This is a genomic window from Natrinema sp. H-ect4, from assembly GCF_041894845.1.
Lineage (GTDB): Archaea > Halobacteriota > Halobacteria > Halobacteriales > Natrialbaceae > Natrinema.
Map to the genome: position 1 here is coordinate 30,448 of NZ_JBHDYC010000021.1, position 25,970 is coordinate 56,417.

A 25,970-nucleotide genomic window follows, 5' to 3' on the forward strand; every position below is an offset into this window, starting at 1 on the left:
AAAACGAGACTGCGAGTGCAGTTGCTTTACACCTCTGTTCCACCACAGCTTGTCTCACTCGCGACTGGACTCCTCTTGTTAATTGTTGCAGTAGGTCCAGCTACGGCTCAAAGCGATGTTGGAGATGTTTATTGCGGCACGGGCGTCGAGACTGGTATCGGTATTGTTTTTGGCGCTGTTGCTGGTCTCGGGCTCCCTGCAACCGGTTTCTATGTCGGTCGAGCTGGCCTCTCGTACATGCGTGCTGGTGGGAACCCTGAAAAGAAGAACCAAGCCAAAGAGAAGCTCGTAATGTCGGGTATCGGATTCGGTATCATCGTCCTCGCGCTAATCTCACCGGAACTTATCGACAAAGTTGGCAGTCAGATGGGATTCGGCTTCTCTGACTGCGTGAAACCGTTCTAACACAGCAGACAAACCGTTTCACCGAAATCCAATGACCCCGTCACGTGTGATCGTCATCGCCATCGCGTTCCTCGCCGTAAGCGGAGGCGTTGCGAGTCTGACTGCAGGTGTCGCTGCAGCTGACCCAAACTCGAGTACGGCGATTCCTGCTGACGGACCAGATTACGGTGTAAACGAAACGCGGTTCCCGCTGTTGTGGTCGGAAGACATCGATAAGGGGGAGCGCTCAAGTGAGGAGTTCACGGATACCGTTTCTTCCGACGCGGAATTTTCCGCTCGGCTCGCAGGGTCGACGGATGTTCCGTTCGAAGAACCGGTTGAAGCCGTCGAAACCTGGAACAGAGGTGATATCCAGGATTTCACCCCTGGGAATGAGAAGACGTCAGTTCAGCCTGAGGGAGCACAGCTCGAGGACGGACGCTATATCAGGGATGCGTACGCGAGCATCTTTGCAATCCAGCCGTCGACGGTGTTGCATTCAGGAAACAACTCGACACAGTACATCGCTCCAGACGGTGAGGTCCTTGCGATCACCGATTACCGAGTCCGTGTTCCAGATGAGGATACCACTGGCTCGGTCCGCGATCAGTGGTCGATTGCTGAGACAGATATTGACAGTGTTGAACTACGGGCAGACGGTCGAGTACTCGACTCCGGTGACGATCATCGCTCTACTTTCGAGTACAGTGGACTGTCGGGAGCGCAGAACCTCTCCGTAGACGTTGCCATCTCCGTTCGTCTTCGCCATGAAATACGAACGTGCGATGATTACGACAGTGATGCAGATTCCTGTGATGAGTCGTGGGAGACTGAAACCGAGAATGTGAGCGAGCGGGTAACAGCAACCGAATCCCGTCAGACGGTCGTTACTCGGATCGACAATAGTGACGGAAAGCGCGTGACGTTCGATAGCGACGAGAATCGCACTGGTGTCGTCGTACATCCGGGCACTACGTGGGCAGCAATCGATGTTGACAGTACCGCTCGTCTTCGGGGAAATTGGCGGTTCTACTCTGTGGGTGTAGACGGTTGGCACGCGATGGTGTCCCGAACGGAAAGGGACACTACCCGGAAGAACTCATCCGTCCGCCCAGCGCAAATCCACGCCGTACCGACACAGAAACGGCCAGATATGCCAAGCGAGGCGACGGATACTGCTGAGCCGCCGTTAGTTATCGAAGAAGCCTGGGGAAGTGAACAAGACGGTCCCTCCCTTCCGAACGAGATCGATATTGCGACTGTCGATCGCTATGTGAACGCAACGTCAGTCGCCGTCCAATCGGAGACGCTTCCAGCAGCGACCTTTGACGAGGTGACCGTTCACGGTATTGTCCGTGGCCAGTCGCAGTCCATCTCGATCGATGACAACGGAACAGTTCGCGAAACGAACCTCGAGTTGACGGTCCTCGAGGCGAACTCGTCAGGAGCCCTCGTTCAGGCAACTGTCACGGAGAAGGCGACCGGTGATCCGATCACAACCGGCCGGGTCGAAGTTGGGAATCAGTCCACTACTGTCAACGCTAGTGGAATGGCTGTTCTCGAACTCGAGAACCGGCCGTCTGTAGTCGTTGATGGGCAGTACATTCCAACGGAGTGGTGGCGCGCGAATCAGCTGTACTCCACAGCGGAAGACCGGGCAAAGATCCCACCGAAATATCCCGGTTTCCAGAAGATCATTCAGTTGATTCTCGTAACACTGCTCTGGTTTCTACCGGTCGCTCTGGCCGTCTACGGTTTCGACTACCTGTCCGGCGGCACGTTCCTCGGACTTACAGATCAACAATGACAGCAAATTCCAATACGGACGACAGTCGTATCGCTCGCAGGTCAGTCCTTGCTACCCTCGGCGTGAGTACAGCCACTCTTGCTGGCTGTGCGTCAGGGTCAGACCCATCGAACAATAGTACAGATGGAAACGGAATCAGTGCTGGAGACAGTGATGTTTTCACGTCCGTCGAGATAGCGGAGGAGAGCCTCGAGATCGAAGTTGATGATGATACGTCGGTTGAGTTCATCAATCTCGTTGATCCAAGTGGAGAGCTGTATGATCAGCAGCGTCTCGAGAACGGCGAGACCGAGACATCGTTCGAAATTCTCGGCCGATATGAAGATGACTTTCCCCCTGGAAAATACGAGCTAGTCGCCCTCAATGAAGACGATCAGGTCGACACAACGACGCTCACGCTCGAGGCTAACTGTACAATCACAGATGTCCTGTGGGCGCCAGAGAATCCCGACATGGAGTGGGACAAAAACTTGCCTAATTGGGAGACATATGCGGCAGTCATTATTGAGAACACGGGGACGATTCCATCGTTGCTCACTGAACTCGAGTGGGCAGGAGCTCCGGTTGCTCGACTGCAATCGAAGGAATCGCAGTCATACTTCCACGAGACACGCTTACCGCCGGGGGAGACTACTGTTTATTCTAAGGGGTCGGTCTATGCCACAGATGGTACAGTTCACTCGCTGAACTGTAGTGATCTCGAGACGGAACCGTTGACTGTCACGGCCGTCGTTCAAGTCGGACAAGATCCATCATATACTCAGGATATTGAATATGGAGACGGTCAATCGTGTAGTCTCACCATCGTCGATAGCGACTCTACTGGAAGTTTATCTAGCGAGGGTGAGAGTTGAATGGGATGGCTTCAAAACGAAGTTGAGACTGCAATTGAGAACGTCATCGAGGATTTCACCGATGCGCTTCTCGGCCTTGTCAATGACATTTATGAAGCGATCTTAGCTCCGATCGTCGGCGTTCCAACCCCCAAATCGGATTCGGGGTATATGGTTGTCGGAACCCCAGACAATGCGCCATGGGAGAGTCTGTACCAGGACGTATACCTCTCATACATCATGCCGCTGGCGATCATGCTGTCGGTTATCGCCTTTGCGTTTGTCGGACTCCGGGCAGGTTCGATGAGTGAGTACCGACGAAAACAGCTTCTGCGACGGCTTGGACTCGTATTTATGGGAACCTTTGTTTGGTTTCCTCTTGTGTCGATTCCGTTGCAGTTCATCGACGCAGTAGGTATGACGATTGCCCCAATCGACGAGATGTCTGCAGGACTCGGCGGCCTCATCCAATCCTCGCTTGGGGGCGTGTTCACCATCCTTGCGATGGTCGTCATATCGAACTTCTTCTTAATTATCGCTGGGTTTGTCGTCGCTCTCCGATGGATTGCACTCTGCGTCTTGACGCCAATCATGCCGCTACTGGGCGTCCTCTGGTCGATGGAAGTTTGGCCGTTTAGTCCCGCGGCAAACATGGCACGTCAGGCTTCAGGGATCTATCCAGGCTTAGTGCTCGCTGGGATTCCGCCAGCTATTCTCTTCCGAATCGGCTGGGAGGTTGGCGGTCTCGAAACATCTGTTAAGGGCCTCTTTTCGTTGTTCATTGGGTTGACGCTGATTCCTGCAGCGATTATCACGATGATCATGACGGTGTACTGGAGCAGCCCGGCAATACGAACCGTCGCACAGAAGGGCGTCTCGGCAACGAATCCTGCAGCAGCCGCATCCGGGGCTGCGAAGGCAAAACGCACCTCTGGAAAAGCTGTCCGGAGTGCCCGAAACGTCCATCGAGGATACGCGAACAATCAGGTTGGCGCAGTAACGAAGAGTGGCCAGACGACGCTCGGGAGTGGCAACTCGAAAGCCTATCAGCTCGGCTCATCAGCCCGCTCGACGAAGGCTCATGCCGGGCGGTACAACAACCTGCGGAAGTCGAAGACGGGCCGTATGCGAGACAAAGCCGCCGATGACGCTCGTAAAGCCACACAGAAGACATCGACTCGAGCAAAGCGCGGGTTCAAGAACACGAAACAGAAGGTCTCACGGTGGTGATTTTAGATGAGTACGAATACAGCTGATAGCGAGTATAGTACGAGAAAGATCCATCAGTCATTGGGCGGTACTACGGCGTTCTTCCGAGGGTACACGATCGGCGAACTCATGCTGTTTCTCGCAGTGGCGTTCGTCACTGTCGTTGCAGCGACGTTCGTCCCTGCTGCACTGACGATCCCGGTACTGGGATTCGGAATCATGCTCACGATCCTCCTGTTCTTGCTTCATAAGGTGAAGCCCAGATACCTTTGGCTCACCGAGTGGCTCGCTGCCCGCTTCGGCTGGGCGATCAAGAACAAGGAGTATACCCACGGTGGTGAGGATAACAGCGAGGTTCGGTATCTGACTCGCTTACAACGGGTGTACCCCCACGCTGTCGAACGAACGGATGGCGCACTCGTCGGAGCGATGCAAGTCGAGCCAGCGAACATGGCCCTCGAGGACGACGATGCATGGGCGAAGGCTGTCCAGTCGCTTTCTGAGTTCGGTAACTCGACCGTGGACTTCTCAGTGAAGATCTATATCACCAGTAGAGAGGTCGACGATGACGATGTCGTCCGTGAACACCAGGACCGACTCGGTGACGCTGATGTTCGGTCACGACCGGTATTGAAGCGGCTTCTCGAGAAATACGTCACCGCGAATACAACCGAAAGCGGTGATATCGACTCAGAGACGACAACGATTCGCGAGTACTACCTCATCACTGCAGTGAACGATGACGATGTCGAACAGTTCGACAAAACGGGTGACAGCGTCCTCGCCTATCTCGCAGAGATGCCCATGTTAGGTCGATTCTTCGACCGGTTCCAGACCGATGAGCTAACTGACCCTGAGCGTGAGCGACTCAAAGAAGAGCAACTCGAGGCACGACTCACACAGCTCCGACGCGGCGGCTCGTCGCTCTACCGGTGTTCAGTTAGTCCGGTCGACGCATACGACCTCGCTCGGATCACGAAGGAGTACTGGTCATGTCAGTCCGAGGAATACGCAGATATCACGGATATACTGGGTACGTTCCCGGTCGTCGCCCACGGGATTAGCGATGGTGTTCCAGCAACGCCCGATCCCGATGACGTCCTCGCTGCAATTGACGAACAGACCAGTACGCCGGAACCGGCCTCGAACGATCGTACTGAAGACAATATCGACGAGGATCTCTCAATTTCCTCCGGCGATCGGTTGCCAGATACGCCGACGATGCACCAGTCGGTTATCGCCCCGACGACGGTCGATTGGGAGACGACCTACGCCGTGATCAACGACGAGACGTACGTCCGTACGTTCTGGGTCGAACAGTTCCCTGAAGAACCGTCGGATGGCCTCCTCGAGCGTCTGTTGCTCGAAACCGACCTTCAGACGGATATCAGCATCCACCTCGACCCGTTCGACAGCCAGTCGGCCCAAGACATGATGGCGGACTGGATCTCGGATTTGAAGATCAATCAGCACGACTCGAACAGCCTCCAATCCGAGGATCTTCAGGACGACATCGATCAGGCGAAATACATGCGGTCGCTCGTTCGTGCGAACAAAGCGTCGTTCTACCGCGGTGGCGTGTTCATTCGCCTCGCCGCTGACAGCGAGCAAGCGCTCGACAATCAGACGACGCGCTTGCGGTCGATCGTCAAGGATGCCCCGGCGAACTGTACGCTCAAGGTTGCGAGCCGGTGGCAGGAACGTGGCCTCGCAACAGTGTCACCGCTCGGGACGAACGAACTCGGTCGCGATCGGATGGCCACACTGACGAATCAGGCGATCGGTGCGATGTTCCCGTTTTCGTCGAACTACCAGATGATGGACGACGGCATCGAGTACGGCTATCACGGTCACAACGGCTCCCCCATCCGAATCAACCCGTGGGAACTCGAGACCGGGCATAGCGAACTCGTTGTCGGAATGCCGGGTGCTGGGAAGACGTTCGGTGACATCATGCGCCACCTTCGGATGATGAAGCGGCGCAACGATACGATGCTCGTCCTCGTCGATCCAGTCGGCGGCTTCCGTGGCATCGCGGATGCCCTGAACGCGAAGACGATTACCGTCGGGGGCGACACGAAGCTGAACCCGCTCGAGATCCGAGAGACGCCACAGCACGTTCTCGAGTCCAGCGATGGCATCTCTCCCCTCTCGGCGAAGAAAGACGAGGTCTACGCCATTCTCGAGAACTTCCTCGACGCTCGTGATATCGAACTCGGAGCCGAGACTGGTGTCCTCTCGTACGTCATTGACGAGGCCTACCGACAAGCAGGGATCGTCGAGGATGATGTCTCGACACATACCTCGAAGAACTCACCGACGATGCAGGACGTCCATCGGATTCTCTGTGATATCGCCGAGAATCCAGATGATCACAATATTGCGGCATCCGAATCCGCTCGCGAGCGTGCGGCACAATATGCAGACGAACTCGCAATCGCGTTTCAGCCCTTCCGAGAGAGCGGTGCCTACGAAAATCTCTCACACCGCTCGGAAATCAATATCCTCGAGGGCGATAACAAGGTTGTCTACATCGATCTCGGTCAGATCGAAGGCAGCGCATCAGGAATCGACCGCCAGACGTTCCTGATGCAACTCCTTCTCTCGACGATCTATCAGCAGGCGAAGAACACCCAACGGAACGTCGAACTCGCGATCGACGAAGCGCACTACCTCTTCGAAGACCAGGCCAACCTCGACTTTCTCGAGACGGCGTTCCGTCACCAGCGCCATGCTGGTCTTCGAATGGTCCTCCTCTCTCAGACAGCCCAGGAGTTCTATGAAACCGAGCAGGCCGAGAAGATCATCGGGATGTGTCCAATCAAGGTCTTTCACAAACTGCCCGATTTGGACGACAAGACAGCCGATAAAATCGGTCTCACAGAGGAACAACGTCGGTACGTTCGACGGGCTGATGCAGGCAAGGAAGACCTCGGATACAGTCAATCGCTTGTTCGCGTCGAAGAACACGGAACGTATCCGCTGCACGTCGTCGCCGACGACTTCGAGAAGCGCGTCATCAACTACGAACCCGACGACCGGACATTCATCCAGCAGGCGATTAGCGACGAGCCCGAAGAGCTCGTCGACTTCGAACGGTTCGTGAAAAAGGAGGCGCGAATGAACGCCCTCACCAACCGATACGGACTCTGCGATGCAGAGGCGACTCGGATTCTCGATAGTGGATTCACTGAAGACGAGATCATCGAGGCGATCGTCGCGACCGCGCGGCAGAGCGACACAGTAGAGACATCCGCTCTCGCCGACGGCGGTGACAATGCGATACGGTTCGACGAGGAGGTGGATGACGATGTTTAGCTGGCTGTTCAGCGGCAGTCCACAATATGACGCAACACAGGTAGAGTTCGAAGAGCCGTTTGTCCAGCACCCGGAGAGTGCACCCGGTATTCTGCTCAGAATCCGGCCCTTCAAAGAGAATCAGGGCGTCATCGACGGTGCCGGTCTGCTTCAGTCGGTCCACGATGTGACGACGAATTTCCGTGGAAAGAACAGGAGCGACCATCACACCTTCGAGGTCTGGTTCGACGAGGGGAAGATCAAGTTCTACATGCACGCTGCAACCGAGGCGGCCGCCGACAAGTTCCGCCGCCGCGTCGGGAATAACTACGCTAACAGCGAGGTCTTCCCCGTCGAGGACGCCTACGCCTTCCCCATCATCGAGCCCCACGAGTACGTCGCTGGCGCATGGCTGGAGATGGAGAAGCTTCCCTATTACCCGATTCGCCACCACAACGCCGAGGGCTGGGAAACCGACCCGTACGGCGAGATTACGAGCGAGATGCTCTCGCTCGACGGAAGTAAGGTTGTCACGCAGGTCGTCTTTCGACCGGCGAAGCAGTCCTGGACGGACGGCGACCAGTTCAAGCATAACAGTGTTGACGACCTAGCGCACGCGCTCCGCCAGGGAACGTCGGTCGGATGGTTGAACCCTCGGACACGACCAGCGAGCGAGAAGGACAAGCAGGCGGCAAAAACCATCGAACAGCAGCGCGGCGAACAGGCGTTCCACGTCAATATCCGTATCGTCGTAATCTCAGCTGACAAAGACGAAGCCGAGGCCCGTGCGCACGGCGTTGCCGGGATGTTCAGAAAGTACTACAACGCGATCACCGAGCAGGGTCTCGACGATACGCCAGTGTACCATCGGAGGAAAGGCAAGCGTGCAAGTCAACTCCGCCAGCACGTCACTCGGATGGCCGACCGCGAGTGGACCGACCGTCGTATGATCATGACCGTTGATGAACTCGCCGGCGTCGCACACATCCCCAACAACGAGATCGAGACGCCAAACATCGACTGGCGATACACGCAACGTGGTGACCGCGTGCCCGCCGATGCCGTTCAGTACGAGCGACCCGCGACCAGTGACGGTCCCCAGAAGCGCCAGGCTGGACAGGGAGGGAAGGATGGTATTTGAACGCTTCTTTGGTCGTGATAACGGCGACCAGTCGGCACGCTCTGATTCAGGCTCGTCTTCGAAAGGATCGACAGGAGCCGAAGAAGCGAGTGCTGATCTCAGGACCGAACCAGACGAACGTACTGACGTGAATGTAACGTCCGATCCAACACCAGATATCCAGTCTCGAGTCAGTGAAACGTATGAAATCACCGAACAAGATACTACCTACGTCGGTGGGAAGCCAATCATCACCGAAACAGCTAGTGAGGGCACTGTCGCGGGATCGCACGTCCGCGAGATGTTCGAATCAGGTGCCAGAACATCGCCCGCACCGCTCTGGATCGGCTACGACGAAGATGCGCAACGTGGGTTCCGCGAAGCACCGCTCCGGTTCGAGTCGCTCTTCCGGCACATCTGGATTACGGGCACTACCGGCTACGGAAAAACAACGGAGCTGCTGAACATGATGGTCCAGTGGGCGTATTCAGGATATGGATTCGTCTACTTCGACCCGAAAGGACGAGACTCCCGCGAACTCCTGCGGAAACTCCCCGAGGACCGTCTTGACGACATCGTCTGGATCGAGCCTGGATCGTCAGAACACGAGAAGACGGTCGGGCTGAACTTCCTCGAGGTCCCCGACTGTGATACGGAAGAGAAGCGCGAAAACGAGATCGAGAATCGCATCGAGAATCTGAAGGCGATCTTCGATACGGACGAGTACTGGGGCATCAACATGGAGTCGATCACCGAGTCGATGGGTCGGGCGATGATGCAGTCCGAGAAACCGTTCTCGGTGATCGATATGTACTTCACGCTGTTGAACGCCGAGCGGCGTGAAGAGTTTGCTCTCGATGTCGACGATCCGTATGTGCAGGAGTTCTGTCTCGAAATCGCACGGATGGATGACGAGACAGTCCGACCACTCCTGAAGCGGATCAAATCTTGGGTCGAAAACTCAGTCATTCGTCGAATTATCTCCCACCGCGAGAGTACGATCGATTTCCGCGATATCATCGACAACGACCGAATCGTCATCGTCCGCACGCCCGTCGAGAATACGGATATCAAGAAGATGGTCACACTCGGCGTAATGCGGAACCTCTGGAGTGCAATTCAGCAGCGGTCGTATGAACGCGATACCGACCCAGATCCGTATTTCGTCCTCTGCGACGAGTTCGACGATATCGCGAGCGACAACCTCGACATCGAATCGATGCTCGCTCGTGCTCGGTCGATGCGGCTTTCCGTGACGCTCGCCTCTCAGTACCCCTCGCAGTTCGACGAGGACACGCTCAAGGCGATGCAGAACAACTGCGACAACCTCATCGCGTTCTCAGTGAATGACGTAGACGACGCCCAACTCCTGATGAAGCGGTTCCGAGACTACACTGCAGAGGACCTGATCTCGACTGACCAGTATCAGGTCTGGACGAAACTTCCTCTCGATGCTGGCCGGTACTCAGAACCCGTCCTCCTCCGCTCGTTCCCGCCGTATCCACCACTACGGCCAGCTGATGCGGTCGACGATATCATCGAGCAGAGTTTGGACCGCTACGGGACCGAGCCGCTGACCGATGCTGAAATCATGCAGAATCTCATCTACAGCGACGCCAACGAGGCAGCGAACCCGACGAAGATACTGGATGAAACGATGGCGGAGTCGATTCGTGCAGTCCAGATTCGGGAGGGTGCACGGGCGGAAAACGGCTGGGTGGATGTCACTGCCGTCGACGAGGAACTCTCGATCCGCCTTGAGAACACCCAGCCCGACATCGACTATGCGTACGAAGACCTTCCGGACGTACGTGAAGCATCGCGATTGCTCGAAGTCGATCTGAAGGATGACGACATCGTTGCCCGCCTCTCCGACGAGGGGGAAACGACGGTACAGCCTGAGACGGGAGCTGTTAGATCGGCAGGGGGAACGAGCCACGATGCAGTCCTTATGGATACCGAAACGGCGCTTACCGAACGCGGATTCAGCGTCGATATCCTCGAACAGGACGGGAGCGAACGACCTGACGCCACTGCGACACACCCAGACCACGACCTCGTCTTCAACATTGAGGCCGAGACGACGACACCGAACCGGCCCGCGAAGGTCTTGCAGAACCTCAAACGGGCCCACGAAACCGACCGGATACCACTCTTTGTCGTCCGTCCTGGTGACTCCGATACGAAGTGGGCTAAACGAATCGAGAACATCCTTTCGCCACCACTGCGAGAACGGGCGGACGGCACCGAGCAGTTCTATAATCGCGACGAGATCGTGATGTTCGGCGGTGGCGCGACGGCTCACGGTGGAGTAACCGCTGTTCGACCACGCACTGCAGACACAAATCGGACTGTCTGGACGCGCGATAACGGCGAGCGCGTGCTTTCCGACGGCGAGACGGAGTTCGCCCGTGTTCCAGATGAGGGGGCACTCTCCAAAGACGGTGTTCCGGCCTACTATAGCCACGATCGAGAAACCGGACAGTATACCGTCCACAAACCAGGAGAGACCTGCGTCTATGACTCGAAAGACGACTTCGAAGAGGATTGGACGCCGATCAAACGACCGTTCATCCCCGATATCGAGTTGCCGAATGCAGACTATTCGCGTGACAGCTACATCGTGCTGATTCTGCCAGCTGACGGTAGTCCACTGATTTTCCAGCATGGAGAGACGTATGTGCTGTCCGAGAACCCCGACCTCGAGGAGCTATGGCCGGACAATTCCAACGGTGATTCAGGCCGAGTCGAGACTTCGACGATCAGTCATGGTGGAGATGCTCCGTCAGATGCTGATGCATCTGATTCGCCATCGAAAGATGAGACGATGGACATCGACCCGGACGGCGACGGTGTTGAAGCGTTTACAGCGATGTACGTCAGGCAGGCCGATGGAGCCAAAGTTCCACAGGATGATCTGTTTCAGGCGTATGCCACCTGGACTGACCAGTACGATATCGACGGGACAACCAAAGGCTGGTTCACCCGGAAGCTACGGAACGTCGTCAACCTCGAGACCGACCGGTCCAGAGTAGACGGTGACCGCGTACAGTTCTACGTCGGACTCTCCCTGACAGAAGAGGGGCAGACACTCCTCGAGCAATGATATCTAACAGAACTATGATGTACTGTAATAGCAGTTCTACGGGTATCTTTGCTCGAGGGAATCAAGTCCCCCATTCTCTCCGAAATAACCTCTCACACAGCCAGAATCCAGCATCTGAATTATTTGTCCACGCAGACTGGATCTCCAAGGAAACTCTATGGACGGAGCTGTCCACGAAGAACCGCATGACGGGAGTGCTGTCCACGCAAAATAACCCGCCAAAACCAACTAGTATACACTGGGTTGTATCCGCAGAACGATGCGGGGACAGGGAGACCGGGCTGCCTATCGATTATCGGCCGTTGTCTCGATATTATGACATAGTTTGTTCGGAGGACTCAATGAGTGAACCTTGGAGTGATCAACGATGAGTTCTAACACCTTAATCGACATAGCAGCGCTGCCAGCTAGCTTACGAGAACGCGAGCAGTGGGTATGCTGGAAAGAAGAAGATCGGGATGGCAAACCGACGAAGATACCGGTGACACCAGAGACGGGAGCATTCGCCTCGTCGACCGATCCAGAGACGTGGGACAGTTTCGAGACAGCACTCGAGTACGCCGAAACAGGGAACGCTACTGGCGTGGGTTTCGTCTTTACCGATGACGATCCCATTGTTGGTGTAGACCTCGATAACTGCCGGGATCCTGAAACCAGGGCTATCGACGACGCGGCGCTGGACATCATCGAACGACTCGACTCCTATACGGAGATTTCGCCATCCGGCACCGGCTATCACGTACTCATCAGTGGAGAACTCCCAGAGGGACGCAACCGTCGTGGGAGTATGGAACTGTACGATACCGCGCGCTTTTTCACCGTCACTGGCGATCATGTCGAGGAGACCCCTGCTCGCGTTGCACGCCGTCAGGACGCGCTCGTGGCGATCCACCGCGAGTACGTCCATGACACTGATAGAGATGTGAAGTCTCAGTCGGGGCAACAAGGCACTGCTGATGAGCAGCCAGCAACGAACGGTACAGTCGACGTCGACGTTGACCTTGAGGATAAAGAACTCCTCGAGAAGGCCCGCAACGCGTCGAACGGGTCAAAGTTCGAGCGTCTCTGGAACGGGAACATGGCTGGGTACGAGAGCCAGTCGGAAGCCGATATGGCGCTGTGCTGCCTGTTGGCGTTCTGGACTGGCGGCGACCACACTCGAATGGATACCCTCTTTCGCCAATCAGGGCTTCTCCGCGAAAAATGGGACGATGTTCACTACGCCGATGGGTCGACGTACGGCGAGAAAACCATCGAACGAGCGATTGCGAACACCTCCGAGTTTTACGATCCGGACGCTCGAGACGACTCGAGTGAAGCGAGTTATAGACAGAGTGAGTCGTCGACCGCCGGCAGTCGTACTGAACCAGCGCAGAATCATGCATATCTGGTCGAGAAAAATCGACTATTAACCGACCGCGTCGACGAACTCGAGGCAACACTCGAGGAGAAAGACGACCGTATCGACGAACTTGAGGCGACCAATGAAGCGCTTCGAGAGCACCTCAGTGACTGTCAGGAGGTACTCGAGCGTCGTGATCGGTCTTCGAATCCCGAGATGGATGAGACGGGTGCTGATGAAGGCGACTCGATCTGGGGCCGTGCAAAGCAATTCGTTGGGGACGGAGACTGAAACTCGATTCATCGCTCTCCGCCGGGTTTATCGACTCCCCGGAGGGGTGAGGAGTTCAACGATGACTGTAATCAACCAGAGAGACGAACAACGCATTGCGTGGTTGTACGGACCGGTTGTGAGGTGTAGCCATAATCTGATTCCAGCAATCTCGACGGTACTGTTTTGTGTATGTACTACGAACGTACAAGCGTATGTCCGAAGCTGAAACCAACAATGGTGATCCTGAGATTGAACGAATCAACCTTCGGATTTCCCAGTCTTTCCGCGAGGTCATTGATGAGACGTGGCGCGAGCGGGGATTCAATAGCCGAAGTGAGTTTATTCGCTACGCACTGCGAGAGTCAGTGAATCATCCGGAGGGTGCTGGGTTCTGGAAGGACCTTGCAATTAGTGAAGCACAGTTTGATGACGGTGAGAGCCGCTCGAGCGAGGAAATCAAAGCAGCATATGGGTCCGACGACGAGTGACGACGATTGGGAGTGGGCATTTTCGTCTCGAGCGGAAGACCAACTTGCGCAGTTACCTACAGAAACACAGGACCGAATCATCATGAAACTCGATGATGTCGTGTCCTCAGAGTGGCGCGAGCCAGCTGACTTCCTTGAGCCATTGACTAATTCGCCGTACAAGAAGTTACGAGTTGGGACCTATCGACTGGGGTGTCGACTCCAATCGGAAGAACGCATCGTACGCGTAGAGAGTGTTCGGAAGCGTGATGGAGCATATTCAGCGGATGATTGATAAGTGGTTGACACTCATAGTGTGGAGACTTCAACGATAATACCTGAGTGAAACGTTCTAATGGCTACTATAGTCCTCGCTTCTTGGATCGATAGCTGAGCTGGGCACTCGTAGTATGGAGTGGCAGCCTCTCGAAACACACTCGTTACTGGCATATTCAGGAATCGCCAGTCAACTCAAATCGACGACGTCAGACGAGGACACACTAATGACGCTGCCGCTCGAGTACACACCTATAACCCATGACAACTGATCGTTGCAGCCCCCATATCGACCACACTGAGGAGTTCGCCACTATTATCGGGCTCTACGTTCTCGGCAAAATTTCCCTTGGGAAGGCTGCAGAGCGGGCTGGCGTTACCCGCTGGGAGATGACAGAGATTCTCACTGAGGCCGGTGTTGAGGTTCGCTTTGGCCCACAGACCATGGACAACCTCGAGGATGAGGTCGAGACAGCACTCGACATTGAATGAGCGAGTCGTCCGCTGTGATTTTGTCAGGATCTGAGACTCGTCTCTCACGCACATGTTATCCCTGAAGCGCATTTTCTTTCACCAGTTCTCGGAACGCTTATAGCTCCATATTCAATAATTCCGATATGTACGATTTGACCGCCTTTCAGCGTGATGTCTTGTATGCGATCGCCGGCCAAGACGAGCCCCATGGTCTTGCGATCAAAGACGAACTCGAGAACTACTACGAGACAGAGATCCATCACGGCCGGCTGTATCCCAACCTCGACGAAGTCGTCGACAAGGGTCTCGTCGAGAAAGGTGAACTCGATAAGCGAACGAACTACTACACGATCACTGCCCGAGGCCAGCGCGAACTCGAAGCCCGGCGCGAGTGGGAAGTCCAGTACGTTGATGGATTCGACTCGAGCGACGAGTAGTTAGTTTGGCCGGCTATCAGAGAACGGACACTCCCTCGTGCGAATATGCCGTTTCCTCGGATGAGGTGCATGGTCGAATTGAACAAATTCTATCGTCTCGAGTCTTGTTGCGACACTTCTTGAGCCCCAGGCTGGGTGGCATGTTCCTGGCACGGACGTGGTTTGGACCAGTATCGAGAACTTATCTCCCTCGGTGATGGGGGTCAGGGGACGTTCACGGCGCAAAGAGCCGTGAGCTCGGGAAAGCTTTGCTCCCCCGGTGACCAAGATGCCCTCGTCCTTTCTGAGTCTGCTAAACATCGGTTGTGTCACCAAGCGTCGAATCTGGATAGACGGTGCTTCTCAACGGCTCGCCTCGCTCGCCGCTGCCGCCTTCCGGTGAGCAAAGCTCACCGACGTCTCGTTCGCTTCGCTCACGAGACCTCCGCTCGCTCGCGACCGACCATTCCGGGCGTGCGGTGACCGATACGCACCGCTCGGTCACCGTTCCGGGCTAAAGTGAATCTGGCCTCGACGCCAGCATTAAGCGCGTTTTCGGTTGCGCCCCTCGCGGGCTTTCGCGTTCCAGCGCTTGGTGCCGCCTGCGCTGTCGCGCGCCACACCGCGGCGCGCGTTCTCGACGACAGTCGCGCTGAACACGGACCCGCAGTCCGGGCCGGACACGAGAAACGGCTTAAAGCTGGCCGCTCGCTCCGGGCGGACGGCGCGCGGTGCTGGTTGGAACACCTCATTCAGGCGCGCTCTCGCTCGCGCCCAGAAGGGCGCTCGCGAAGGCGCGAGCGAGAGCGCGCAGATGGATCTGTCGGTCGGTGTCGTCGGAAAACCGCGATGTCCTAGCATCGCGGTGGCAGGCGCTGAACGCCTTCAGGAGTTGGACTCCAATGTCAAGTAATAACTCGAGTCACAAGGTCGTTACGGTCGATGAACAGGCACTTAAACAGGCGGACGAGCAGGAAGTCGATGAAGACAGCTTCCCGGTCGTCGACGAGACGCCGGCATTCGAGGCAACAGTCGAGCAAGAGGTCCAAGCAAAGGTGGATGCGAACCACCCAGACGGCATCGTCGATACAAACGACGACCGGATTCACGGCGCGACTCTTGAGCAGGAAGAGCGGATTCGGGCTCGAGAAGCAGAACTCGAGCGGATCAGTGCACAAGCCGAGTTCGGACAACAGCAGGGACGAGCAAAGAGGGCGCGAAATATCGCTGCACGACGAAGTGCGGAGCGGCGTGAGCGGTTCCAGAAGCGGGCAGCGAGCGTGGAGCCAATGGCGGATCCAGAGCGGCCGGATCCCCGGACGAGCCTCACACGATCGCAACTGGCGGCCGTGAACGAACAGTCGGTGCGGTTGGCCGAAAAGCTCGATGGCTGGTCTCGAGCGGCAATCAGTCGGCGGCTGGCCGAGGCGGTCGTCGACGGTCAGGATCTCACGGGTGCAGTCGTCAGTGTATTCGAGGAGTTACAGACAGCGCCAGGACAGATCGTGCCGGTCGGGAAACTCGAGGATGTGGGCCGACAGAAGGTGAGCATCGAGGGACGTGTCGAGACGCTCTGGGATCCATCGCATCCAAGCATCGCTCAAGTTGGACTCATCGCAGACGAGAGTGGCCAGACTCGAGTGACGATCTGGGAGAAATCAGGAGCGCCGTGGATCGAGGAAGGTGAACGAGTGCGCATTCATGGGGTTGCACGGAACTGGTACGAGGGACGTGTCTCCTTGGCCGTCACCGGATGGTCGACCCTTCATTTCCCTGAACGCGGTCGGTGGTGGGAGTAGCTGGCTAACGCGGCCTTCTTTTTGCTATGAGCCAGACCGACCCAGACCCCTCCTCCCCACCCTCCGCTCCGTGCTCGCTCTGGAAGACTCACTCCGTTCGTCTTCCCAGCTCTCGTTCGCTCCGCTCACGAGACCGTCGCTGCGCACGCAGCCACAACCTCAGAGATGTCTGCCAAAGACTATCCTAGCAGATCATTCCGTACCTTACAGTGTGGCGCCCTAGAAATAGCGGCGAAATAGTAGTGGATTCGCCAGGTGACCTCCCCCGCCGCATTTGTGGATAGAACCACACGATATGCTGGAGGTTCCCACGGCCGATGAGCACTTTCACTGAACCCACTGATGGTGAGTCGATGGACTTCCTTGAGGAACGCGACAGCAACACCGAGTCGTGAACTCGAGCGGATCCACGCAAGGCACTGATCGAATCGTTCGGCTGGTTCGGCTACAAGGTCACGCTCAGAGACGGCGAGAGCGTCCACTACTGTGCGCTCGGCCTCCAAGAAGGCGTATATATCGGTCGGTGTGACTGCAAGGGCTGAAGTACCACGACGGCCCGTGCGCCCCTCTCTGCACACTCCAAAAGGCTGACTTCCTCGAGTTGATCGATGTGAAGTCGACCGATGGCAGCCTCAACGATGAGCACGAGATGCACCACGCAACCGGTGAGACGCTCCAAGGAGAGCCACACGACACCGCGATCGGACGGACCCGAGACTATGAGCAGGAGGTCGAGAGTCGCAGCAAAATGACGCGCACGCACACCCGCGATAGCCGATCTCCGTAACGGTCACCATCCCCTTGCATACGAACTGCACATCCCGACGCCGTCTGCGTATTCACGAGATATGCAAATTGGGGTGAGCCAGTAATGGCCCGAATGGATTACGATCCCTCGGGTCGCGTCTCGTTCGGCTGTCCCGACGAGTTGCTCGAGACGTTCGACGAGATCGCCGACCGCGAAGACAAGAACCGAAGCGAGAAGCTTCGCGAGCTGGTCCAGAAGGAATTCGAGGCGAGGGGGATCTCGACGGTCCGCAGCCAGTACTCCCCGACGATGAGCGACTCGCCGATGCGTATCAGATCCTCCACATGCGAGCATCTGCACCCCACAAGAGAAAGCGTCGGATGAAACTCGAAGCTGCGAAGAATAAGCTCTACGACAACGACACGCCGAAGAGCGCTATTCTCGACGAGATCATCAAGCCCCTCGAGAGTGAGGGCTATGTCTCTGTCTGGGCGGGCAACCAGTACGTCTGGGTGATCGTCCCGCCGATGCGCTACACTGACGGCGAAGATCTTGTCGAACCAGAAGAGAAAGCAACACTCTATTGTTAATTAGTCGAGATAATAGTTATAATCATCTCCGAAGTGGAAAAGTGGTTCATCGATCATTTCAGAGTCAGAGTTTTTCCCCACGACTATATTCACTATACCAAAACTCGGGTAATTATCTTCTTCTGCAGGTGGTTCTTCTGGGCTACTTGGATCAGTCGGTTCACCGTTGAACCCGCCATCAGCTTTCAGATCCTTCCCAGTTCTTAATTTGTCTTTTGAGTCTGTTAGGTCGAATTCCTTGTTGCTACTAAACAAATCTTTATAGAAATGCCCAGTTTCATCATTAGCCATGAATTTTTGCCCGAATCTACCTCGTATAAACAATTTAAGATAGCCAAGAAGAGATTGGTAGCCAGATGGTGGATCATCTGTTCGATCGTAGTGATAATTACCACTCTCCTCATAGTCGTAATCAATATAGTCCTCTGACATACCTCTAGTTGAGTGGAAAAATGGTAGCCAAAAATCACTCACAAAACTATAATTTGAAAATGATGAGTTATTTCGAGTGAGCTCATACCATTTCCCAAGGTCTGGCTGTGCAGGGTAGAACTTTGGCAACTCATGTAGCAGATAAAATTGATATGAATTTGGATCCCATTTTCTAAGCGTTTTATATTTGTTATCATATGTATGCTTAGTTTGAGACAACATCGAACGTCGTTCTACCACTTGATTTCTTTCTATGAAAGTTACCATTATTAACAAATCTGCTAGTTCGCATCCTTTGAATTTTTCTTCACCAGGCCACCAAAACTTCACCCTTGGTGTTTTATGGAAAGATTTGGTGTCAATTGCGACTATAAGGTCTGAATTCGGATCTTCACCAGATGCGCCATCTAAATCTGGAATGAAATTATTTATAAATTCGATCTCGCCCCCCTTTGCACCAGGTGGAGTTTTGGACCTAGGTTTGAAATCAGCATATTCTGATCTCTTTCGGAAGATGCCAAAGTCATCATCAAGATCGTCAATCAATTCATCTGTGATCTTGAATGGAGGAGAACTACGAGTATTGTCACTCATAATTATCTGTTAGAACCATCACTTTTAACCATATCGTTATCAAAGACACTTTCATGCATTCTTAAACGAATGGATTAGTTCATAGAAGGAGTCAGAATGAAATTTAATGGGGCCATCAGTCGAGTTCACAAAGTCTTTCATAAGCTTAGCACGCCCCACTTGCTTGAAACACATTCAGTACCAGCGCAAGGATTTCGAGGTCAACAGGTAACTAGGCAATCACCCTAGATGCACCCCCACATCTCCGGCAAGACCGTTCGTAACCTGTGTGACGAGGATCGGGCTGTTCACCATCTTCAAAACGAATTGGATCCGGATGAACCGATAACCCAGAATGATGCCGTTTCAGCGTTACAGATACCGCCTATCGAAGCTTTAGCGCTTCTTCGAATTTTAGAAAAGAAGGGAAGAGTGAGGAGTGATCGAGTAAACGATAGAATCGTCTGGTACTGGTTAGAGTGACGACTCCTGTACTGTTGGATAGATATTTCACACGCTATTGAGGCTTTGTTCGAACCCAGCCATCAGGATTCCAACTACATCTGCCCGCGAAATCTCGCGACGACCCTCCAGACTGTCGACGACATTCGCGACGCGCCAACCAACCCCGTGAGGACATTCCCGAGAAAAACGTCAGCGACCGCTGTGACATGTCCTTGGAAGTCCTCAAAGTAGGGCGAACTCATACCCGATCAGCGCCGAGAGATCGCTGAGAGCTGTCGACACGAGCGGTGACCGTCGAGGCAATACCGAGATCGGCACCGAGACTGAGTGAGTGCTTCCTCTCAGCACTGGCTGCGGGATCTGAGTAAGTGTCGCGCAAAGAGATCCGGTGTCTCGAGAAACACCGATCTCTGACAGCGTTAGAGTGGTGTTTGTCGCCCCTGAAGCGGCGAAGGGGCTGATCAGCTGTCCTCTTCGGAGTTATCGATGGCAACGAGAGACATCTACACGACGACGTTTGACGAAGGCGTTCAGACGACTACAACTACCTGTCCAGACTGTGGCGGCAGCGTTCGATCGACTGACCGTGAGACGATCTGTGAGGACTGTGGTCGTATCCTTGAGGACACCCACCTAGACCGAGGACCAGACTGGGGTCGACATGACGAGCAGGGATCCAAGAGACAGACCGGCGCCCCGCTGACACCGACACGCCACGATCGAGGCCTCTCCACCGAGATCGGGTACAAGCAAGACGGACATGGAAATGCGCTCTCGAGCACGAAGCGCCGACAATTGAACCGGCTGCGTCGCGAACAGTCCCGTGCCCAGTGGCAGTCGAAAGCTGAACGGAACCTCGCCTATGGACTCGGTGAAATTCGGCGGATCGTCGCACGTCTCGGCCTCGCACAGAGTATCAGAGATCAGGCGTGTTCGCTGTTCCGAACTGCACAGTCCGAACAGCTCTGTCGCGGACGGTCGCTCGAGGCGGTGGCTGCAGCCAGTGTCTACGCAACCACTCGCTGTAACGGACTCGGACGATCACGAGCAGAAGTCGCAGCCTGTGCGCGCTGTGATCAGATGAGACTCACCAACGCCTACACCGCCATGAACGTCGAACTCGAGTTACCGACACAGCCGATTGCAGCAACAGATCGCATTCCGAGGCTTGTGACAGAACTCGAGGTCCCAGATCAGGTTCGTCGACGAGCACTCGAGCTCGCACAGAAGGCACGCGAACACGGAATGACGATCGGACGCCGGCCGAGTGGCGTCGCAGCGGGCTGTCTCTATCTCGCTGCCCAGCGAGCCGGATTCTGTCTCTCCCAACAGCGGATCGCCGATATCGCAGGAACATCACCGAACACGCTCCGCAGTCGGCGAGACGAATTACTCGAGATTGAAGCCGAAGCCTGAGACAGCAAACCAGAGGGACGCTTGCAACGAGTAGTTGGTAATGCGGTTTCTTTATTCAGATACTTGGGTGAAATGGATTGGGTGATTCGGTAACTACATGTGCGTACTGACCGCAGACCGTTCTCGTAGATAGAGCCTTTTTCGGAACGGTCGCTACTACAAAAAGTATTTATCGTGATAGTCGCCGTTCATGATATGGCTTTTTATTCACGTCGTTCTGTTCTTCGGACTTCTGCTGTCAGTGTGGGTGTTCTTGTAGCCGGCTGTAGTACTGAGAAGCGAACTGATAGTCAGTCAGACGATGATCGGCGTAATCAATCCTCATCTAGAGACGAGATACTGCCACCAGGATCCCCACCTCTGGAACCGAGTGGAGAATGGCCATTGCCTCGGTTTGATACCGGAAATACTGCGTCGAATCCCGACGGTACAGGGATGCAAACTGGAACAGAATATTGGCGACTTACTGTCAATGGTGGAGGACCAGCAACGGTCGCAAACGGGACTCTGTATAATACCGCGCGTATCCGTGATCAAGACGGCACATACTTGACGTGTCGCAACCCAGCAACAGCTGGCATTGAAACCAGTAGTCGGGCCGGCCGATCGGCAACGCAACCAATCGTTACGAACAATAGGGTGTTCGTCACGAGTGGAAATTCATTGTTTTGTTTTGATTCAGAGACAGGTAAACAACAGTGGCGGCGTTTTGCTAACCGAGAGATCGTGAGTAGGCCAATGGTTCACGATGGGATAGTCCTCATCAACATCGGTATCTCTATCCACGCCTATGATACGGTCAGCGGAGATGAACTGTGGCAGTATAAACTGTGGCAGTATAATATGAATCAAGATTCGAATTCAATACCTGCTGTAGGTGGAAACAGGGTATTCATCAGTAGTGGATGGGGGCTCCATGCAATTGAATTTCTATCCGGTGATGAAGTGTATACCGTGCCAGGAGAGATGGACAGTGGAGAGACGCCAGTATACCATGATCAAACAATCTATGTTATGAATTCAAATAATGAACTCATCGCTGCTAACGCCAGTAACGGAACGGTTCGCTGGCGGATTCCTGTTCGATCTGTTGCAGATCCTCCTGTGGTCACTCGTGATGTAGTATACATATGTACTGCCCATGAGATCATTGCACTCGACAGTGCAGATGGTTCCATCATCAGTTCGGGTCCGTCGAAGGTTCAACGACTGATGGGTCTAGTTGGCGAGGTATTATACGGAATTGGTAGTGGTGACTTGTTCGCACTTGACGTAGCAAACGATCTCCAACAGCTTTGGTCGCTCTCGACCGGTAGCGTGAGGATGGAAGATGTTGGAGGCCCCGCACGCGTAAGTCACGTCACGCCGATCGACGGTGCTGTCTATATGAACGCTCGCGACGGCTTCTACGGGGTTGGACCAAGAGCCGACTGATCACTGTATCACCTGTACGTAACGTGATTTTCGCGCGGCCTTCGAATAAAGAAACTGTGCAACTATCTACTGTAACGAAGCCGCTCGAGCGCTCCCTCGAGTGTGTTTTTCTCCCCCCAAAGGGGTGAGGGGCGTTCCAGAAAGGAGCGTCCGTCGTCAAGAACGATGACTACGAGCGACTGTTCGCAGGTGTCCTTCGATGATTCGGACACCAGACGTGACGAGATGCACAGTACAATGGAAGCCTGGGTCGACGACCTCGTCAACGAGGTTGATGACGCAGTCTCGAGTGAGCAGTTCCAGAAGTGGCTCGACGTGCAGAGTCACTTCCATGATTACTCCTACCGAAACACGCTGCTAATCACTCGTCAGTGTCCGCACGCAACTCACGTTGCCGGCTATCGAACGTGGCGAAACGAATTCGACCGGCATGTGAAAGAGGGCGGGAGTGCTATCTGGATCTGGGCACCGATCATCGCAAAGCAGTGTCCCAAGTGCGAAAACTCGCCGTCGTACCACGATCGAAGCGACTGTGAGTACGACGAAACATCACCCGAAGGCTGGTCGAAAGGACTTGTTGGCTTTCGACCAGCGTCGGTGTTCGATATTTCTCAGACAGAGGGAGAGCCACTTCCCGAACTCGAGACCGAGGCGAACGGGGAGGCCGACGAACTGGTGCCAGCGCTCCTCGAGAGGGCTTCGATGCTTGAAGTGGAAGCAGAGGTCGTTTCTCCAGCGGAGTGGCCTCACGGTGATGCCAGAGGCGTGTGTCAGTACCGCTCTCCTGCGGAGCGACCACTAATCGAGGTTCGCGATCGAGAGAACAGTGCCGACCTTGCCGTAACGACCGTCCACGAGTACGCGCACGCACTCTTGCACGGTGACGTCAACGACGAGACCGAACGCTCGAAACGCGAACTCGAGGCGGAAGCCGTCGGCTACATCGTCGGTCGGTATTTCGGGCTGGACACGAGCGGGTCAGCGTTCTACCTTGCCGCGTGGCAGGGCGAAGAGTCGGAGGTCATCCTCGCCCGACTCAAGCGAATCAGTTCGACCGCTGCGGAGATTATCGATGTCGTTGACGAGGTGATCACGGATGAGTGATCAGCACCTTCTCTTCGAAATTGTCAACGCGCTCGAAACGGAGGGACTCGGTCGTGACGAGTACCAATTGCAACGGGTAATCGACGTCGAAGCACTCGAGCAACTCGTGGACTCAGCGAACGATGACCTCGAGATTAGATTCTCGGTCGGAGAGTTTCGTGTCCTCGTCACACAGTCCGATGTACGGGTCCTCACGAATCCGTAGAGTGACTCTGGTGGAATCCTAACCTGTGATAGTTTCTATACCACCAATCGCTCAGTACGGGCAAAGGTGTTACCAGAACAACTACCTACCTCTTTGCCGGAGGCCTCCGGTTTTAAAAACGCTATTTATCAAACAAGTACCATGGCTTGGACTGATTTCCTGGACAACCAAATCACGTATCTGCTCGTCTTCGAGGCCTTTGTCACGTTCGCTGTGTTCGGAGCCTATCTCGGCGTATTCTGGATGCTGGGAGAAATACCACAACTCAGTTTCAGCTTAGAGCAATTCCTGAGTGAATATGGAGTCGTATTCTTCGCCGCCTTAGTCATCGTCAGAGCGGGGAACAAAGTCATGAACACAGCAATGCGAGGAATGTAATATTCAAATCCGAGGTTCAGATAATGGATACGGTAGCTGTTCAAGAAATCCACTGTCAGATACTACAATACCGCCGTAATCTCTGAGCCGATACTCGCCATTATACTGTCCCCAAGCATTGATCTGATAGATCTCTGGCTGTCCAGTTCTACCTCCATGACTTACAAACTCTATATCCGCGTCCTCAATTTGATCAGTTAGAGGTGCAAGCCCCGCAGTGACTTCCTGAGACTGTGGTAATGTCTCGGCATAGGGCATAACGATCCAGAGGCTATCTTCATGATGGTCGATCACTGGGACAAGCAATTCAGTTAGTGGCTCGAAATCCGACAAAATAACCTCGTGCCAATTTGCCATCCACCCTTCGTATATTCAACGGGGTATAGGGCGTCCTCTGTCCCTGATTTCCCGGGATTCGGAAGTGCGAATTTAACCACAAGACGTTGATCCCCGTCTACAACCTTAGGAGGAACTTCGTATACAGCACGGCTGTTGCCGTTATCGAGATGACTGAAATGCTTCTCCAAGGTTTCATGCGCCTTCTCAAATTCCTCTTCTCCATGGATTATTTCTGCTGATTTATCGAAGAGTCGTCTAAAAGAGTCATCGACTATTCTGGGCGGCACCATAATACGGTAGTTGTTATACTGATAGGTTAGGAATCTTTCGGGATATCTCTATACAAGGGAGGAACCCTTCCTGCTCAGAAACAAATACCTATGTGAAAAGGAACGAATCAACCGGGTATGGACGAGCTGGAGTTCGCTTTGGAGAACATCGATGGCCATGCTTTCGAGGATTTTGCGATGGCGTTTCTACGCGAGGAAGGATATGACGTCCACGAAAGCGGAGGATCCGGACCTGATGGAGGATGGGATGCACAGATCAAGCTCGGCGGGAGAACAGGTATCGCCCACGCAAGCGTCCAGAAAAGATGGAAACGAAAACTTCGGAGTGACGCAGAGAAAGTAGCAGACCTGGAGGAAGACCGAGGCGAAGACTACGACCTGCTGGTCTTTGTTACGAACAAGGATGTCGGTGGTAGCCAGGAGCTGGATATGGAGGACGAGATCAGGGAGGAGTACAACTGGACCCTGAAGATCCATCACAGGAAAGAGATTTTGGGAGAGCTCAGGCAGAACGCTCAGGGATTGGCCGAGGATTTCTTCGACATCAACCTGCAGAAAGACAGTGACCACGTCAGGGAGATCGAAGAACTATGCAAAGATCAGCTGGATGCAATCCAGGCCCGGGAAGGCTATGCCAGTGACATGGTGGAAGGCCCTGCAGTCGTCCTCCATATCATCCCGAATGGAATACTGTCGAAGAGCAGGACCAGTTCCGGAAGCATTCCCGATCCCTCCGTTCTATTTGAGGATCTTACGACGTACGGCGAGACCAAGGGTAAGTACACGATCGCCTACGCAAATAACGGCACAGTCGATGAACAAGGCTCCTACGCCGTACTAAGGAATGACGGCCTCTACGAATCTGCTTCTGCCTCCGCTTTCATACAGAAGCGTGAAGAAACATGGATTCAGGGCCATATCCAGTCATCCATCGGTATAGGCCTCGACGCTCATGTCGTGTTAGCAGCAAGGAGTACAATGGAGAAACTTTCCGAGATGGGTTTCTCCGGTACCGCCTTTGCATGGCTTTCTTTCCTTGATGCTAACGGTGTCCAACTCAACGTTCCGAACAGCCGTCAAAGGGCAATCGGCTATACTCCGGCGACACTCGAGACAGATCGATATACGACGGAGTACGCTACACTGCAGATAGGAAGTGAGGAGGTCATAGCGGATCTTGAACCTGTACTGGA

21 protein-coding genes and 1 pseudogene are annotated in these 25,970 nt (G+C 54.6%); 20 read left to right on the plus strand and 2 right to left on the minus strand.

Going from position 1 to position 25,970, the window contains the following annotated elements; all coding sequences use genetic code 11:
• Positions 1 to 15 precede the first annotated feature (15 nt).
• The 14 genes and pseudogenes from ACEWFR_RS20390 to ACEWFR_RS20455 all read left to right on the plus strand — a co-directional run bounded on the left by ACEWFR_RS20390 (position 16) and on the right by ACEWFR_RS20455 (position 18,141).
• Positions 16 to 405 carry a pilin gene (locus tag ACEWFR_RS20390; protein WP_374062774.1) on the plus strand — a complete coding sequence of 130 codons (390 nt, stop codon included), beginning with the start codon at positions 16 to 18 and terminating at the stop codon, positions 403 to 405.
• A 31-nt stretch (positions 406 to 436) separates the two neighbouring features.
• On the plus strand, positions 437 to 2,191 hold the full coding sequence (locus tag ACEWFR_RS20395; protein WP_374062775.1) for a hypothetical protein: 1,755 nt from the start codon (positions 437 to 439) through the stop codon (positions 2,189 to 2,191).
• Complete coding sequence (locus ACEWFR_RS20400) at positions 2,188 to 3,045, plus strand: hypothetical protein (RefSeq protein ID WP_374062776.1); 858 nt, start codon at positions 2,188 to 2,190, stop codon at positions 3,043 to 3,045. Before ACEWFR_RS20395 ends, ACEWFR_RS20400 begins: the two co-directional genes overlap by 4 nt.
• On the plus strand, positions 3,046 to 4,254 hold the full coding sequence (locus tag ACEWFR_RS20405) for a hypothetical protein (protein WP_374062777.1): 1,209 nt from the start codon (positions 3,046 to 3,048) through the stop codon (positions 4,252 to 4,254).
• Between the two features lie 6 nt (positions 4,255 to 4,260).
• Positions 4,261 to 7,551, plus strand: coding sequence for a VirB4 family type IV secretion system protein (locus ACEWFR_RS20410; RefSeq protein WP_374062778.1), 3,291 nt, complete (start codon positions 4,261 to 4,263; stop codon positions 7,549 to 7,551).
• Positions 7,544 to 8,671, plus strand: a complete 1,128-nt coding sequence (locus ACEWFR_RS20415; RefSeq protein WP_374062794.1) for a hypothetical protein — start codon at positions 7,544 to 7,546, stop codon at positions 8,669 to 8,671. Before ACEWFR_RS20410 ends, ACEWFR_RS20415 begins: the two co-directional genes overlap by 8 nt.
• Positions 8,661 to 11,756 (plus strand): TraM recognition domain-containing protein, encoded by a 3,096-nt coding sequence (locus ACEWFR_RS20420; RefSeq protein ID WP_374062779.1) that lies wholly within the window; start codon positions 8,661 to 8,663, stop codon positions 11,754 to 11,756. The genes ACEWFR_RS20415 and ACEWFR_RS20420 overlap by 11 nt, the downstream gene beginning before the upstream one ends.
• 367 nt (positions 11,757 to 12,123) lie before the next feature.
• A complete protein-coding gene (locus ACEWFR_RS20425) occupies positions 12,124 to 13,389 on the plus strand; it encodes a hypothetical protein (RefSeq protein WP_374062780.1) in 1,266 nt (421 codons plus the stop codon).
• A 194-nt stretch (positions 13,390 to 13,583) separates the two neighbouring features.
• Positions 13,584 to 13,859, plus strand: coding sequence for a ribbon-helix-helix domain-containing protein (locus ACEWFR_RS20430; RefSeq protein WP_374062781.1), 276 nt, complete (start codon positions 13,584 to 13,586; stop codon positions 13,857 to 13,859).
• Positions 13,840 to 14,133, plus strand: coding sequence for a type II toxin-antitoxin system RelE/ParE family toxin (locus tag ACEWFR_RS20435; RefSeq protein ID WP_374062782.1), 294 nt, complete (start codon positions 13,840 to 13,842; stop codon positions 14,131 to 14,133). Before ACEWFR_RS20430 ends, ACEWFR_RS20435 begins: the two co-directional genes overlap by 20 nt.
• 242 nt (positions 14,134 to 14,375) lie before the next feature.
• The gene (locus tag ACEWFR_RS20440) at positions 14,376 to 14,606 is read left to right on the plus strand and encodes a UPF0175 family protein (RefSeq protein WP_374062783.1); all 231 of its coding nucleotides are present in this window, start codon (positions 14,376 to 14,378) and stop codon (positions 14,604 to 14,606) included.
• Between the two features lie 125 nt (positions 14,607 to 14,731).
• A complete protein-coding gene (locus ACEWFR_RS20445; RefSeq protein WP_374062784.1) occupies positions 14,732 to 15,025 on the plus strand; it encodes a PadR family transcriptional regulator in 294 nt (97 codons plus the stop codon).
• A gap of 881 nt (positions 15,026 to 15,906) precedes the next feature.
• Positions 15,907 to 16,803, plus strand: coding sequence for a DNA-binding protein (locus ACEWFR_RS20450; RefSeq protein WP_374062785.1), 897 nt, complete (start codon positions 15,907 to 15,909; stop codon positions 16,801 to 16,803).
• An 871-nt stretch (positions 16,804 to 17,674) separates the two neighbouring features.
• Positions 17,675 to 18,141: pseudogene (locus ACEWFR_RS20455) on the plus strand (ribbon-helix-helix domain-containing protein).
• Here the strand turns inward: ACEWFR_RS20455 and ACEWFR_RS20460 are convergent.
• Complete coding sequence (locus ACEWFR_RS20460) at positions 18,142 to 19,167, minus strand: hypothetical protein (RefSeq protein ID WP_374062786.1); 1,026 nt, start codon at positions 19,165 to 19,167, stop codon at positions 18,142 to 18,144. It lies immediately after the preceding pseudogene.
• A gap of 930 nt (positions 19,168 to 20,097) precedes the next feature.
• Between ACEWFR_RS20460 and ACEWFR_RS20465 the strand changes: the two genes are divergently transcribed.
• The 5 genes from ACEWFR_RS20465 (at position 20,098) to ACEWFR_RS20485 (ending at position 24,148) form a co-directional block, all read left to right on the plus strand.
• The gene (locus ACEWFR_RS20465) at positions 20,098 to 21,027 is read left to right on the plus strand and encodes a transcription initiation factor IIB family protein (protein ID WP_374062787.1); all 930 of its coding nucleotides are present in this window, start codon (positions 20,098 to 20,100) and stop codon (positions 21,025 to 21,027) included.
• A gap of 435 nt (positions 21,028 to 21,462) precedes the next feature.
• A complete protein-coding gene (locus ACEWFR_RS20470) occupies positions 21,463 to 22,461 on the plus strand; it encodes a PQQ-binding-like beta-propeller repeat protein (RefSeq protein ID WP_374062788.1) in 999 nt (332 codons plus the stop codon).
• A gap of 165 nt (positions 22,462 to 22,626) precedes the next feature.
• Positions 22,627 to 23,565: a DUF955 domain-containing protein gene (locus tag ACEWFR_RS20475; RefSeq protein WP_374062789.1), complete on the plus strand. Its 939-nt coding sequence runs from the start codon at positions 22,627 to 22,629 to the stop codon at positions 23,563 to 23,565.
• A complete protein-coding gene (locus tag ACEWFR_RS20480; protein WP_374062790.1) occupies positions 23,558 to 23,770 on the plus strand; it encodes a HalOD1 output domain-containing protein in 213 nt (70 codons plus the stop codon). Before ACEWFR_RS20475 ends, ACEWFR_RS20480 begins: the two co-directional genes overlap by 8 nt.
• 141 nt (positions 23,771 to 23,911) lie before the next feature.
• The gene (locus tag ACEWFR_RS20485) at positions 23,912 to 24,148 is read left to right on the plus strand and encodes a hypothetical protein (RefSeq protein WP_374062791.1); all 237 of its coding nucleotides are present in this window, start codon (positions 23,912 to 23,914) and stop codon (positions 24,146 to 24,148) included.
• 3 nt (positions 24,149 to 24,151) lie between these two features.
• Here the strand turns inward: ACEWFR_RS20485 and ACEWFR_RS20490 are convergent, their stop codons facing one another.
• Positions 24,152 to 24,505: a hypothetical protein gene (locus ACEWFR_RS20490; protein WP_374062792.1), complete on the minus strand. Its 354-nt coding sequence runs from the start codon at positions 24,503 to 24,505 to the stop codon at positions 24,152 to 24,154.
• A gap of 389 nt (positions 24,506 to 24,894) precedes the next feature.
• On the opposite strand from ACEWFR_RS20490, the gene ACEWFR_RS20495 reads away from it, so the two are divergent.
• On the plus strand, positions 24,895 to 25,970 hold a 1,076-nt coding region (locus ACEWFR_RS20495), incomplete at its 3' end, for a restriction endonuclease (protein WP_374062793.1).

Coding starts and splice junctions, on each gene's coding strand:
- ACEWFR_RS20395 (WP_374062775.1), top strand. CDS start 437: ATGACCCCGTCACGTGTGATCGTCATCGCCATCGCGTTCCTCGCCGTA.
- ACEWFR_RS20400 (WP_374062776.1), top strand. CDS start 2,188: ATGACAGCAAATTCCAATACGGACGACAGTCGTATCGCTCGCAGGTCA.
- ACEWFR_RS20405 (WP_374062777.1), top strand. CDS start 3,046: ATGGGATGGCTTCAAAACGAAGTTGAGACTGCAATTGAGAACGTCATC.
- ACEWFR_RS20410 (WP_374062778.1), top strand. CDS start 4,261: ATGAGTACGAATACAGCTGATAGCGAGTATAGTACGAGAAAGATCCAT.
- ACEWFR_RS20415 (WP_374062794.1), top strand. CDS start 7,544: ATGTTTAGCTGGCTGTTCAGCGGCAGTCCACAATATGACGCAACACAG.
- ACEWFR_RS20420 (WP_374062779.1), top strand. CDS start 8,661: ATGGTATTTGAACGCTTCTTTGGTCGTGATAACGGCGACCAGTCGGCA.
- ACEWFR_RS20425 (WP_374062780.1), top strand. CDS start 12,124: ATGAGTTCTAACACCTTAATCGACATAGCAGCGCTGCCAGCTAGCTTA.
- ACEWFR_RS20430 (WP_374062781.1), top strand. CDS start 13,584: ATGTCCGAAGCTGAAACCAACAATGGTGATCCTGAGATTGAACGAATC.
- ACEWFR_RS20435 (WP_374062782.1), top strand. CDS start 13,840: ATGGGTCCGACGACGAGTGACGACGATTGGGAGTGGGCATTTTCGTCT.
- ACEWFR_RS20440 (WP_374062783.1), top strand. CDS start 14,376: ATGACAACTGATCGTTGCAGCCCCCATATCGACCACACTGAGGAGTTC.
- ACEWFR_RS20445 (WP_374062784.1), top strand. CDS start 14,732: ATGTACGATTTGACCGCCTTTCAGCGTGATGTCTTGTATGCGATCGCC.
- ACEWFR_RS20450 (WP_374062785.1), top strand. CDS start 15,907: ATGTCAAGTAATAACTCGAGTCACAAGGTCGTTACGGTCGATGAACAG.
- ACEWFR_RS20460 (WP_374062786.1), bottom strand. CDS start 19,167: ATGAGTGACAATACTCGTAGTTCTCCTCCATTCAAGATCACAGATGAA.
- ACEWFR_RS20465 (WP_374062787.1), top strand. CDS start 20,098: ATGGCAACGAGAGACATCTACACGACGACGTTTGACGAAGGCGTTCAG.
- ACEWFR_RS20470 (WP_374062788.1), top strand. CDS start 21,463: ATGCAAACTGGAACAGAATATTGGCGACTTACTGTCAATGGTGGAGGA.
- ACEWFR_RS20475 (WP_374062789.1), top strand. CDS start 22,627: ATGACTACGAGCGACTGTTCGCAGGTGTCCTTCGATGATTCGGACACC.
- ACEWFR_RS20480 (WP_374062790.1), top strand. CDS start 23,558: ATGAGTGATCAGCACCTTCTCTTCGAAATTGTCAACGCGCTCGAAACG.
- ACEWFR_RS20485 (WP_374062791.1), top strand. CDS start 23,912: ATGGCTTGGACTGATTTCCTGGACAACCAAATCACGTATCTGCTCGTC.
- ACEWFR_RS20490 (WP_374062792.1), bottom strand. CDS start 24,505: ATGGCAAATTGGCACGAGGTTATTTTGTCGGATTTCGAGCCACTAACT.